The sequence below is a fragment of the Streptomyces sp. NPDC001933 genome, assembly GCF_042890955.1.
GTDB lineage: Bacteria > Actinomycetota > Actinomycetes > Streptomycetales > Streptomycetaceae > Streptomyces.
In genome coordinates, this window is the sequence record NZ_JBIASS010000010.1 from 222,629 (window position 1) to 234,977 (window position 12,349).

Sequence of the window (12,349 nt, forward strand, 5' to 3'; positions counted from 1 at the left end):
CCAGGTCGCTCGCGGACTCCGCCGCCCCACTCCCGGCCGGGCGCCGTCGGCATCACCTCGTGGCCACCCACCGCGGCCGCACCTCTTCCCCACTCCGCCGCGGTGGACGACACTTGTCCCAAGATCACAGCACTCTGCGACGGGGGAGATCGGAGTGGGTACATGCGGGGTCTCGTGCTGCGGCTGGCCGGGCTCAATGCCGGGGCGGAGAGCGCCATGCGGCTCATCGGCTTCTTCGACACCCTCGTCGAGCAGCGGCTCGGCCTCGACGGGCTACTGGGGATGGCGGCCCGGGTCGCCGAGTGTCCGGTCGGACTGTCCGGGCCCGGTTGCGACGGTCTGACGGCCGGGCCGGACGGCAGTACCCGGCCGGGCGAATCTCCCCGGGGCGCGGCCGTACGGGAGCTGCGCGGCGGGCAGTACGCCTGGCTGGCACGCGAAGGTGGACCGCAGCCCTTCGACGAGTTGCTCCTGGAGCGGCTGGCGCTGGCCTGCGACACCGTGCTGAGCCGTCGCGGCAGCGAGGCCGTACCGCTCGACCCGGCGCTGCTGGAGACCGTCATCAGCTCCACCGCGCCGCTGCCCGAGCGGGCGCGCGCGCTGCGGCTGCTGGGTTTCGCGCCCTCGGGCCCGCTCACCGTCCTGGCCGTCGACGGCGGGCGGGGCCCGCAGGGGATGGCGCCGGTCCTCGAACGGCTCCCTCCCGCCCCGGCGGGCCGCCGCCGGACGGCAGCGCTCGGCTCGGTGCACGCGGTGGCCGTGGTGGGCCCGCTGCCCGAGCGGCTGCTCGCCCCGGCGGGCTTCCGGATCGGAGTCGGTCCCGAGGTCACCGCGACCGAGGCGCCGCGCTCCTGGGAGGGGGCGGTGCGGGCGCTGCGGTTCGCGGGGACGTCACGCTCGGATGTGGGGCTGGCCCCGGTCGCGGAGGAGCCCGCGATCTACCACTCCTCGCTCGGCGCCTTCGAGGTGCTGGCGAGGGAACTGTCCGGCCCGGCCATCGCCGGCATAGGCGACCTGGACGTCCTGGACGCGCTCGCGGCGGAGCCGGGCAGCGGCACGGAGATGCTGACCACGCTCGAGGTCCTGGTGCAGGCGGGTTCGCTGCGCGCGGCGGCGCGGGAGTTGCACCTGCACCACAACTCGGTGGCGGTGCGGGTCGCGCGGGCGGAGACGGCGCTCGGTTACGGGCTGGGCGAGACGGTGGGCCGCTTCCGGCTGGCGCTCGCCCTGGCCCTTCGCCGCCTGCGGGACAACCCGGCATAGCGGCGAATGCGCGCACGGAGCCGGTGGCGCGGGCGGGACGCGTGACGGGTGGGGCGAAGAACGTTGCCGAATGGGCTGGGCCCCTCTCCCCCGCCCGCCGCACGAGCCCCGCCCGCCGGGCGGGCCGCGCCCTCTCCCCCGCCTGAGTCGCGCACTGTCCCCTCCGCCCGCCGGGCGCAAGCCGCCAACCGGCGCGGACGGGGGCGGATCGCGCGCCACCCGGCTCATGACCCGGTCGGTGCCGCGGACACAGACTGGCGACGTCAGCAGCGGTTCTCCCGGGCGGTCCTGTTCCGTCCGGTGCCGCTCCGTGCCGTCCGCCGGAGGCCCCCGTGCCCCTTCCCCTGCCCGTCGATCCCGAACTCGCCCCGTGGCTGGCCCTGCTGCCCGCCCTCGATGTCGGTGACGCCGCCGCCGCGCGGGCCACCGTCGAGGCGATGGGTGCCTCCGCACCGCCCTTCGTCCTCCCCGAGGGCGTCGAGTCGAGCGAGCACCGCGTTCCGGGGGCCGCCGGCGCCCCCGAGGTACCCGTGGCGGTCTTCCGTCCGGCGGGGTCCGGTACCGGGCTGCCCGCCGTGCTCTATGTGCACGGCGGCGGGTTCATCCTGGAGCAGGGTGACGGGGACCGGGCCCTCGCCGCGCGATGGGCGGCCGAACTCGGCGCCGTCGTCGTCTCCGTGCGATACCGGCTGGCCCCCGAGCACTCCTACCCGGCCGCCACCGACGACTGTTACGCGGCCCTGGAGTGGCTGGCGGCGAACGCCGACGGCCTGGGGGTGGACCCGGCCCGGATCGCCGTCGCCGGGATGAGCGCCGGAGGCGGTCTCGCCGCCGCCCTCACCCTGCTGGCCAGGGACCGCGGTGGACCGGCGTTGTGTTTCCAGCTGCTCGACATACCGGAGCTGGACGACCGCCTGGACACCCCCTCCATGCGGGAGTTCACCGACACGCCGGTGTGGAACCGCCCCAACGCCGTGCACAGCTGGCGGGCCTACCTCGGGGCCGACCGCGACCCCGCCGCCCCGGTGCCCGCCTATGCCGCGCCCGCCCGCGCCGAGGACCTGTCGGGGCTGCCGCCCGCGTACGTCGCCGTGAGCGACCTCGACCCACTGCGCGACGAGGGACTCGACTACGCCCAGCGCCTCGTACAGGCCGGTGTCCCCACCGAACTGCACCTTTTTCCCGGCACCTTCCACGGTGCGGCCGGCTTCGTGCCGGACACGGCCGTGACCCGCCGCATGACCGAGGGCGCGCTGGACGCGCTGCGCCGCGGCCTCGCCGTCTGAAGAAACGGCTGAAGAAACGCCTGAAGAAGCCCACTCCCTCCCCCACTCAAGGAGCCGCACATGACCGACTCAGCAACCTCCGTTCCGGAGTACGACGCACTCGTCGTCGGCGCCGGGTTCGGCGGCCTCTACGCCCTGCACCAGCTGCGCGCGCACGGGTTCAGCTGCCACGCCTTCGAGACGGGCGACGACGTCGGCGGCACGTGGTACTGGAACCGCTACCCCGGGGCCCGCTGCGACGTCGAGAGCCTGGACTACTGCTACTCGTTCTCCGCCGAGCTGCACGCCGAGTGGGACTGGTCCGAGCGCTTCGCCACCCAGCCCGAGATCCTGCGCTACGCCGGACACGTCGCGGACCGCTTCGACCTGCGGCCGATGATCTCCTTCGAGACGCGGGTGGTCTCGGCCGTCTGGGAGGAGGAGTGCAGGACTTGGCTCCTGACCACCGACACCGGCCGCCGCGCCAGGGCACGGTTCCTCGTCACCGCCGTGGGCTGCCTGTCCGCATCCCGCATCCCCGACCTGCCCGGACTCGGCACGTTCGGCGGCGAGGTGCACCACACCGGCCGCTGGCCGCACGAGGGCGTGGACCTCGCCGGCAAGCGCGTCGCCGTCATCGGAACGGGCTCCTCCGGCATTCAGGCCGTACCTGACCTCGCCGCAAATGCAGCCCATTTGACGGTCTTTCAGCGCACCCCCAACTACAGCCTGCCGGCCCGCAACCGGCCCCTGTCGGGCCGCGAGAGCTGGCGGGCCAAGACGGAGCTGGAGGAACTGCGCACGCATGCCCGTACGGGATTCTCCGGCTTCTACATCGCCTCCACCGGCCGTTCGGCCCTCGACATGGGCGAGGAGGAGCGCCGGGCCGTCTTCGAGCGCAAGTGGGCCATCGGCGGGACCGAGATCATGTCGGTCTTCAACGACATACTCACGGACGGGAAGGCCAACGAGCACCTCGCCGAGTTCGTCCGCGAGAAGATCCGGGACGCCGTGGACGACCCGGAGACGGCACGCAAGCTCGTCCCGGTGGACTACCCCATCGGCACCAAACGCATCTGCGTCGACACGGGCTACTTCTCCACGTACAACCGCGAGAACGTCGATCTCGTCGACCTGCGGGCCGAACCGCTCGTGGAGATCGCCGAGGACGGCATCCGCACCGAAGCCGGCACGTACCCGGCCGATGTCCTGGTGCTGGCCACCGGCTACGACGCCATGACCGGTCCGCTCACCCGCATCGACATCCGCGGGACGGACGGCCGGGCCCTGAAGGAACAGTGGGCCTCGGGACCGCGCAGCTACCTGGGTCTCTCGGTGGCCGGCTTCCCCAACCTGCTCACGGTCACCGGGCCCGGCAGCCCCTCGGTGCTGGTCAACATGGTGCGGGCGGTCGAGCAGCACGTCGACTGGATCGTGGACTGCCTGCGGCAGCTGCGCGAGGACGGTGTGGAGCGGATAGAGGCGCGGCCCGAGGCACAGGACTCCTGGGTCGCCCATGTCAACGAGGTCGCCGACACGACGCTCTACCCTCGTGCCAACTCCTGGTACGTGGGCGCCAACGTGGAAGGAAAGGCACGGGTGTTCATGCCGTACGCGGGCGGGCTCAACAACTATCGGGAGCGGTGCGAGGAAGTGGCCCGGTCGGGCTACCAGGGCTTCGCGCTGGGTACGGAGGTGTCGGCATGAGGCGGGACACCCTGAGGCTGGACGGGCGCTCCGTCGTCGTCACGGGCGCGGGCCGCGGACTCGGCCGGGCCTATGCCCTGGACCTCGCCGCGCGCGGCGCCCGTGTCGTCGTCAACGACCTGGGAACGGCGACGGACGGCACCGGGAGCGAGGACTCGGGCCCGGCGGCGCAGGTCGTCGAGGAGATCCGGGCGGCGGGCGGGACGGCGGTCGCGAGCACCGCGGACGCGAGCGGTATCGAGGGGACGCAGTCCCTGATCGATCTGGCGTGCGCCGAGTTCGGCTCCGTCGACGGGATCGTGGCGAACGCCGGGATATACCGGCCCGGGCTGGACTTCACCGACATCGACGAGGCGCTGCTGGAGCGGATGACGGCCATTCACTCCCTCGGCGCCTGGCGGCTGGTACGGGCCGCCTGGCCCCGCTTCACGGAGAGCGGACGCGGCCGGGTAGTCCTGGTCACCTCGGCGGCCGGTCTGTACGGGATGGCCGGGAACGCCGCGTACTCCCTGCTCAAGGCGGGGATCGTGGGGCTGACGCGGACGCTGGCCGCCGAGGGCGCCCCCCACGGTATCCGTGTCAATGCGGTGGCTCCGGTGGCCTGGTCGCGGATGTCGGCGGCGACCGAGGGCGTGCCGGCGGAGGTGCTGGAGCGGATGCGGGAGCAGGCGCCGCCCGAGGCGGTCGCGCCGGTGGTGGCCGCGCTTCTCGCGGATGACGTACCGGTCACGGGTGAGGTGCTGAGCGCGGGGCGCGGCCGTGTGGGGCGGGTGCTGACGGGTGAGACCCCGGGCATCCGCTCGGCGGACGGCGGACCGCTGCTCGCCCAGGATCTCACCGAGCGGCTCGACGAACTGCTCTCCGCGGACGGGGTGGTGTACCCGGCCTCGGCGCACGAGACCCCCTGAGCGGAGTTCCGGGGCGGGGTGAGTGCAGGGGGCGCCCCCGGGCGGCGGGGGACGCCCCCCGGGGGACGCCCCCGTCCGTCTGCCTCAAGCCGCAGCGGCGAGGAACCGGCGGGCACCGCGCAGCGTCGTTTGCAGCCTCCGCTGGGTGTTACGGCTGTCGAGGCGGATGTCGAGTCCCCCGGGAAGTGCGCTTTCGGCCCGCAGCCCCGCGGGCAGGCGGGAGGCGTCGAGCCCGTCGCGCCGGGCGATGAGGATGCCGAGCTCGTGACGGCTCACGGCGTCGGTTCCCGCCAGATGGTGAACGCCCTTCGAGTCGTTGTAGGCGAGTTCCAGCAGGGCGGCGGCCAGGTCGGTGACATGCACCGGGCATCGGATGTCGTCGGTGAACAGGACTCCGTCCCGGGTCCCGGCCGCGAGGCCGTGCACCGCGCGTACGTGCTCGGAGCGTCGGCCGTCGCCGATGATCAGTGAGGTACGGGCAATGACGGCATCGGCGTGCAGGAGGCGGACGCCCGTCTCCGCCGCTGCTTTCGCCGCACCGTAGGGAGTAAGAGGGTCGGGGAGGCAGGATTCGTCGTAGTGGACGCGGGTGCCGGAGAAGACCGCGTCGCTCGATACATGGATCAGGCGGCTGCCGTACTTCGCCGCGGTCATTGCCAGCCGGACAGGGCCTTCCGCCGTGACCGCCCAGTCGGATCCGCCGCTCGTCGCGTTGATGATCACGCGCGGTCCGACCTCGGCCACGACCGCTTCGACGCGATCGGGGGCACGCAGGTCGAGGGCGTGCCAGGTGGCCTCCGCGGTGCCGCCGGCGCCGGTCGCGAAGGTCGCGGCCGTCGCGTGCCCCGCCGCCACCGCCCGGCGGACCAGCTCGGTACCCAGGAAACCACTGCCGCCGATGACCAGGAGTGTCATGACGCGACACAGTAGAGGATCATTCGGTCGGCCGTGGGCCCCGGACTTTCGCCGTACCACCCCGATTCCACCCGCTGACGGGCACACGGCCGGGTCTGCGAACGCCCGAGAATAATTTTGCGCAGCACGCAAACTTGCATAGCATGCACTTCATGAGTGCCGACCATTCCGACAGCGCCGACGACACGGCCCTCGGGCTGCGCGAGCGCAAGAAGCGCGCGACACGCAACGCACTCGCGGACGCAGCGCTGCGCATGGCCGCGGACCGCGGGATCGAGAACGTGACCGTGGAAGCGGTCACCGATGCGGTCGGCGTCTCCGTGCGCACCTTCTTCAACTACTTCCCGTGCCTTGAGGACGCGATCACCCGCCCCAACCACGACAACGCCGAGCGGACGCGTCGCGCGGTGCTCAACGCACCGGAGGAACTCACGGCACTCAACGCCCTACGCGAGGCGATCGGCCAGGAGCTCGCCCATATCGAGGAGGACCACGAACGCTGGGAGCTCCAGATGGCCGTGCTCAGGGAGAGTCCTGCGCTGCTGTCCGGATTCCTGGCCGCCCGGGGCGCGGACGAACGCGCACTGGTCGCTGCCGTGGCCGAGCGCCTCGGCCGGGATCCCGATACCGATCTCCGCCCCCGGCTGCTCGCGCTCGCGACGATCGCCGCCGTGCGCGCCTCCGTCGAGCTCTGGGTGGCCTCCGGCCGTACCCGCACGTTCCAGAGCATCTATCGCGAGGCGTTCGCCTCGCTGGCCGCCGGTCTGAGCGACTGAGGCACATCCGAAGGCCCCGCCCGGGGCCGTTCGACCGAGAAACCAGAGAATGAGGAACGCCAGCCGATGAGCGCTGCCGTCACACCCGAAGCCGGCACGGCCGGTGCGCCCGAGGGGGCCGCACCAGCCATGACGCGTCGTCAGATACTCCAGGCCATGTCGGGCCTGATGGCCGGCATGTTCGTGGCCATCCTGGCCTCCACCGTGGTCTCCAACGCACTTCCCCGCATCATCGCCGACCTGCACGGCACCCAGTCCTCGTACACCTGGGTGGTCACCGCGGAGCTTCTGGCGATGACGGCGACCGTTCCGATCTGGGGCAAGCTGTCCGACCTCTACGACAAGAAGCTGCTCATCCAGCTGTCCCTCTCGATGTTCATCGTCGGCTCGCTGGTCGCCGGCTTCTCGCACAGCGTCGGTCTGCTCATCGTGAGCCGTGTGGTGCAGGGCATCGGCGCGGGCGGTCTCACGGCGCTCGCCCAGGTCGTGATGGCGGCGATCATTCCGCCGCGTGAACTCGGCCGCTACTCCGGCATCTTCGGTGCCGTGTTCGCCGTCGGCACCGTCGCGGGACCGCTCATCGGCGGTGTGCTCGTGGACACCTCCTGGCTGGGGTGGCGCTGGTGCTTCTTCATCGGCGTGCCGTTCGCGCTGCTCGCGATCGTGCTGCTCCAACTGACCCTGAAGCTGCCCACGGTCCGCCGGGAAGTGAAGATCGACTATCTCGGTGCCGTCCTCATCATGAGCGGGGTCAGCTCCCTGCTGCTGTGGGTGACCCTCGCGGGCAACCGGTTCGACTGGGCGTCGTGGCAGACCGCCGTCCTGGTCACCGCCGGTGTGGTCCTGCTGACTGCCGCGGTACTGGTCGAGTCCGTGGTCAAGGAACCGATCATCCCGCTGGGCATCTTCCGCAACCGCACCGTGACGCTGACGACCGTGGCGAGCCTGCTGGTGGGCGTGGCCATGTTCGGCGGCACGGTGTTCCTCTCCCAGTACTTCCAGATCTCGCTCGGCAAGACGCCGACCGTCGCCGGCCTGATGAGCCTGCCGATGATCCTCGGTCTGATGATCTCCACGACCGTCGCCGGGCAGATCATCTCCGCCCGGGGCAAGTGGAAGGGCTTCCTGATCGCGGGCGGCATCATCATGACCGCCGGCATGGGCCTGCTGTCCACGATCAGCGCGGACTCCTCGTTCGGGCTGCTCAGTGTGTACATGGTGGTGCTCGGCGTGGGGGTCGGCATGCTGATGCAGAACCTGGTGCTTGCGGCCCAGAACGACGTGCCCGCGTCGGAGCTGGGTGCGGCGACCTCGGTGCTGTCGTTCTTCCGCAGCCTCGGTGGGGCGATCGGCACGAGCGCGCTGGGCGCCGTGCTCAGCCACCGGGTGGCGAGCGAGATGGCGAAGGGCTTCGGCGGCGCGGCGGACAACGGGGGCGCCGGACACGGCGTTCCCGACCTCACCACGCTTCCCGAACCGGCCCGGCAGATCGTCGAGAACGCGTACGGGGTCGCGACCGCGGATGTCTTCCTGATCGGGGCACCCTTCGCGTTCCTCGCCCTGATCGCGGTGCTGTTCATCAAGGAGAAGCCGCTCAAGACGCAGAGCGGCATGGAGCGGCTCGCGCAGGAGAACGCCGCCGGCGGGAAGTCGCCGGCCGCCCCGGCGCACTGACCCCAGCGGGGCAGTGATCCCAGCGGGGCAATCAGACCAATGGCCACACCGATCAGCCGATCGGTGTGGCCGTTGGTCTCCGCGGGGTCAGCGGGCGGGAGGAACGGGCCAGGCGCCAGGTTGCGCCGGGCGGTTCGGTTTCTTCCCGGCCGAGCGATTACTGATGAGCGCCTGCCGGATCTGCGCGGCGGTCGCCCGTGCGTGCTCCGAGGTGGAGATCGCCTCGGCGGTGGCGGGGACGAAGCGGTGGGCCGGCCGCCGGCAGTACGGGCAGGGCGCTCCGTCGGCGAGGAGATAGCCGTCCTCGCAGACCCGGTTCGAGCAGTTGGTGGGGCTTACGAGGGCCTCGGCGATCTCCTGGGGTGCCCAGCGGCGGCGGTTCTCCTCGTCGCGTTCGTGGATCGCGTGGGACCAGCGGTTGCTCCAGCGCCTTTCGATCCGGTCGAGGAGCTGGGCGGCCGTCCGGAGCTTGAGCTCCTCGTACAGGATGTCGTGCAGGGTGCGCGGGACGCGATGCCCGAGTGCCTGGAGCAGTGGCTGGGGAAAGCCCTGCATGATGAAGCGGATCGGATCGCTTCCCGGGCTCTGCTTCCACTGCTGGCAGTTGCAGACTCCCCCGTCGGGCAGCGGCTTGTGGCAGCGGGTGCACAGGCCGCGGCAGTCCACGCAGATCCCGTCGTTCAGCCCGTCCAGATGCGGCGCGGGCGCCCGGCCGCATTCGCGGCAGCAGGCCGCGCACAGCCCGCACAACCGCTCGTTGCCCTGCTGAGTCGTCCAGTTCCGCTGCTGGCAGCGGCAGCACAGGCTGGTGTTGCAGTAGTCGCTGTGCTCGCCGTTGTGCCGGCCGAGGGGAGCGAAGGACATGGTGCTTCCTCTTTTCGTGCCCGCGCACGGTCTTGCTCCGTACAGCGTAAGGGCTGCCCCGTGGTCCCCGGTGGGCAAGGCCCGAACCGGGCGGCACGGCTCACAGGAAGTCCTCGTGGCCGCACCGGCGGAAGCACACCGGCCTCTCGCTCTCAGCCGTTCTCCTCCTCCCCTTTCATGAACCGGCGCAGTTCGTGGGCGAGTGCCGAAGGGTTGTCCATGGGGACCAGCGTTCCGGCCCCGGGGATCTCGACGTATCGCCCCCGCGGCAGCAGTTCGGCCAGGCGCCGGCCGGTCTCGGACGGCATCATCCGGTCCTCGGCGCCCCAGGCCACCAGCGCCGGCCGGTCGAAGTGCCGCAGCCGTTCGGCGGCCCGCAGATAGGTGTCCTTCTGCGTGGAACGCAGAAAGCGGGCGAGGTCGCGGCGGATGGCCCGGTCGGTCAGCAGCGGCCGGTACCAGCGGCGCACCCGCTCGTACGGGATCCCGCGCGCCGTCATTCCGCCCAGCGAGCTGCGCATCGACACCAGGAAGGGCACCCGGAAGGACTGGAGGAGCAGGAACAGGCCGCCCGGCACCCGGCTCGCGGCCAGGAGTGTGCGGCCCTGGACGCCCGGCGGGTAGTTGTCGAGCGCCTCGCAGGAGGTGAGCACCAGGCGGGCGATGCGCTCGTCGCGTACACCGGGCAGGAGCTGGGCGGTGCCGGCGTCGTTCTGCACCAGCGTGACCGCGCGCAGGTCCAGCCGCTCCAGGAATTCGGCGAGCAGGTCCGCGACGCCCTGTGCCGACAGATCCGCGGACGGCCGCATCGGGTGGCGGTGGCTGCCGAGCGGCAGGACGGGGACCACCACGCGGAAGTCTTCGCGCAGCTCCGCCACGAGGGCGTCCCAGACCGATCCGTCGAAAGCGAGCCCGTGGACGAGCACCACGGTCCCGTCCGGCCCGTCCCCGGTTCCGGTGTCTGTTCGGGTGTCGCTGTACTCGATGGTTCCGGCGCTCAGTTCGATCTCCGGCATCGCATGCCTCCCCCATGACCGTACTTGATAGACCGATCTAGTGAGAGACTATCCGGCATGAGGACCACGGGCGACACCAGGCAGCGGATCGTCGCTGCCGCCACCGAACTCTTCCGGCGCCAGGGCTACGCGGCGACCGGCATGAAGCAGATCGTCTCGGAGGCCGGGGCCCCGTACGGCTCGGCGTACCACTTCTTCCCCGGAGGCAAGGGCCAGCTCGGCGAGGAGGTGATCCGTACCTCCGGAGCCGCCTATCTGGAGCTGATCGGCACTCTGTTCGCCGACCCCGGGGCGGATCCGGCAGCCGCCACCGCTGCCGCCTTCACGGGCGCGGCCGAGACCCTGCGGGAACTGGCCTTCACCGACCCGTGCCCGATCGCCACCGTGGCCCTGGAGGTCGCCAGTACGCACGAGGGGCTGCGTCGCGCGACGGCGGACGTCTTCGCCTCGTGGATCGAGGCCCTCGCCGCCTTCTACGCCGCTGCGGGCATCGCGGCGGACACCGCCCGGGACACCGCGGGCTCGGTGATCGCCCTGCTGGAAGGTGCCTTCATGCTCGCCCGCGCGGCCCACGACACGGCCCCGGTACTCGCCGCGGCCCGTGCGTCCGCCGCGATCGTCCGTGCCGCGCAGGGGTCCGCCGAACAATGCCGGACCGTCCCGTGACGGCTTGGCCCGGAACCGCTGATCGCAGAGCGCTCGTTCTCCGGGGCCTCCCGCAGCCGCGCGCGGCCCATGGGAGAGGATGCACGCGACTTGCACCAGCCAGGCCATGCAGCCACACAGTGGGAAAGCCGGAGCCCGTCGACCTGATTCATCTGGCGGACTCAGCCGCGGGCCGGTGCGTCGTTCGTGTCCACGGGCGCCACCAGCCCGGCGTTCTGCCCGGACACGACACCCTGCGCGCCGACGTACTGGTGTCCACCGACTTCCTCGACGCACGGCTCGATCTCTTCCTCTCCCAGCGGGATCTCTCCACCTGGGCGCAGCAGCTGGAGGGCCTGGCGCCCGGGGGCACGGCGGAGATCGGCGGCGACCGAGGGCTGCAGCTCGGTCTTCGCGTCAACGAGGACCGGTCCGTGAGCGTGACGATCCACGACCCCGACCGGCTCTCCGCGCTGTTCGCGATCCAGCCGCACGACGACTGGGTCCAGGACCATCGAACCCGCCTGGAGCGCGTTCGTCAGGTCTGGCCCAGCGAGGTCGTCGAGGCCGTCCCGATGGTCTACGAGTGGAGCCCGGTCCGCGGCGACTGAGCGCCCGCGGCACGCGGACACCCCGGTGGCACCGCTCGACGACCGCACGCACCCGGGCGGCGCCCACCCGACGAAGTCGGAACGTGGCAGGGCGACGTCCGATTTCCGCCAGCTCCAGGACGGGTGTCCGCGGATGCTGGAACCATGACCACGACTTACGAGGTGCGGGCCATCGACCCCGCCGTGCTGGAGCGACTGCGGGAACGGGACGACGCCGGCCGGACCCGGACTCCCCTCACCGATCCGGAGGGCGGTGCCCCGCTGCGCTGCTGTCTGCGGCACAGCGAGGCGGGCGAGCGCATCGTCCTCGTCTCCTACGCGCCGTTGCGTCGCTGGGCGGCGGAGACGGACGCCGAGCCGGGCCCGTACGACGAGTGCGGTCCGGTCTTCGTTCACGCCGAGGAGTGCGACGGACCGGCTTCCGGCCCCGGTTATCCGGCCGAGCTGCACGGTGCTCGCCGGGTGCTGCGGGCCTACGACGGCCGGGGACACATCCTCGGCGGGCGGCTGATCGAGATCCCCAAGGAGCGGGCCGCCGAGGTGGACGACGCACTGCACGAGGTCTTCGCCGATCCGGCAGTGGCCCTCGTACACGTCCGCGCGGTGGAGTTCGGCTGTTTCATGGTCGAGGCGCGCCGCCGGTAGCCGAGGCGGGGCAGGGGGTGGGTTTCGGCGGCCGGAATCATGCGCCTGCACCGCCGACAG

The 12,349-nt window shown here is 71.8% G+C and carries 12 protein-coding genes; 9 read left to right on the plus strand and 3 right to left on the minus strand.

Features of this window, described 5'->3' with window-relative positions; all coding sequences use genetic code 11:
- Window positions 1–162: 162 nt before the first annotated feature.
- The 4 genes from ACFYY7_RS24680 to ACFYY7_RS24695 all read left to right on the plus strand — a co-directional run bounded on the left by ACFYY7_RS24680 (window position 163) and on the right by ACFYY7_RS24695 (window position 5,143).
- Entirely contained in the window at window positions 163–1,263 is a 1,101-nt protein-coding gene (locus ACFYY7_RS24680) for a helix-turn-helix domain-containing protein (RefSeq protein WP_388664529.1), read from the plus strand.
- 332 nt (window positions 1,264–1,595) lie between these two features.
- On the plus strand, window positions 1,596–2,549 hold the full coding sequence (locus tag ACFYY7_RS24685; protein WP_388664531.1) for an alpha/beta hydrolase: 954 nt from the start codon (window positions 1,596–1,598) through the stop codon (window positions 2,547–2,549).
- Window positions 2,550–2,609: 60 nt separating this feature from the next.
- Entirely contained in the window at window positions 2,610–4,235 is a 1,626-nt protein-coding gene (locus ACFYY7_RS24690; RefSeq protein WP_388664533.1) for a flavin-containing monooxygenase, read from the plus strand.
- Window positions 4,232–5,143, plus strand: coding sequence for an SDR family NAD(P)-dependent oxidoreductase (locus ACFYY7_RS24695; RefSeq protein ID WP_383769559.1), 912 nt, complete (start codon window positions 4,232–4,234; stop codon window positions 5,141–5,143). The genes ACFYY7_RS24690 and ACFYY7_RS24695 overlap by 4 nt, the downstream gene beginning before the upstream one ends.
- Window positions 5,144–5,227: 84 nt before the next feature.
- On the opposite strand, the gene ACFYY7_RS24700 is transcribed toward ACFYY7_RS24695, so the two are convergent.
- A complete protein-coding gene (locus ACFYY7_RS24700) occupies window positions 5,228–6,058 on the minus strand; it encodes an SDR family oxidoreductase (RefSeq protein ID WP_388664535.1) in 831 nt (276 codons plus the stop codon).
- A 152-nt stretch (window positions 6,059–6,210) separates the two neighbouring features.
- Here ACFYY7_RS24700 and ACFYY7_RS24705 point away from each other — a divergent pair, with 152 nt between their 5' ends.
- Window positions 6,211–6,834: a TetR family transcriptional regulator gene (locus ACFYY7_RS24705; protein WP_388664537.1), complete on the plus strand. Its 624-nt coding sequence runs from the start codon at window positions 6,211–6,213 to the stop codon at window positions 6,832–6,834.
- A gap of 66 nt (window positions 6,835–6,900) precedes the next feature.
- Entirely contained in the window at window positions 6,901–8,508 is a 1,608-nt protein-coding gene (locus ACFYY7_RS24710; RefSeq protein WP_388664539.1) for an MDR family MFS transporter, read from the plus strand.
- Window positions 8,509–8,595: 87 nt separating this feature from the next.
- Here ACFYY7_RS24710 and ACFYY7_RS24715 read toward each other — a convergent pair whose 3' ends face one another.
- Window positions 8,596–9,372 (minus strand): hypothetical protein, encoded by a 777-nt coding sequence (locus ACFYY7_RS24715; protein ID WP_388664541.1) that lies wholly within the window; start codon window positions 9,370–9,372, stop codon window positions 8,596–8,598.
- A 152-nt stretch (window positions 9,373–9,524) separates the two neighbouring features.
- Window positions 9,525–10,388, minus strand: coding sequence for an alpha/beta fold hydrolase (locus ACFYY7_RS24720; protein ID WP_388664543.1), 864 nt, complete (start codon window positions 10,386–10,388; stop codon window positions 9,525–9,527).
- A 57-nt stretch (window positions 10,389–10,445) separates the two neighbouring features.
- Here ACFYY7_RS24720 and ACFYY7_RS24725 point away from each other — a divergent pair, with 57 nt between their 5' ends.
- The 3 genes from ACFYY7_RS24725 to ACFYY7_RS24735 all read left to right on the plus strand — a co-directional run bounded on the left by ACFYY7_RS24725 (window position 10,446) and on the right by ACFYY7_RS24735 (window position 12,289).
- Complete coding sequence (locus tag ACFYY7_RS24725) at window positions 10,446–11,054, plus strand: TetR/AcrR family transcriptional regulator (protein ID WP_388664545.1); 609 nt, start codon at window positions 10,446–10,448, stop codon at window positions 11,052–11,054.
- Window positions 11,055–11,173: 119 nt separating this feature from the next.
- Window positions 11,174–11,644: a DUF5959 family protein gene (locus ACFYY7_RS24730; RefSeq protein ID WP_388664547.1), complete on the plus strand. Its 471-nt coding sequence runs from the start codon at window positions 11,174–11,176 to the stop codon at window positions 11,642–11,644.
- Between the two features lie 144 nt (window positions 11,645–11,788).
- Entirely contained in the window at window positions 11,789–12,289 is a 501-nt protein-coding gene (locus tag ACFYY7_RS24735) for a DUF1203 domain-containing protein (RefSeq protein ID WP_388664549.1), read from the plus strand.
- The last annotated feature ends 60 nt before the right edge of the window (window positions 12,290–12,349 follow it).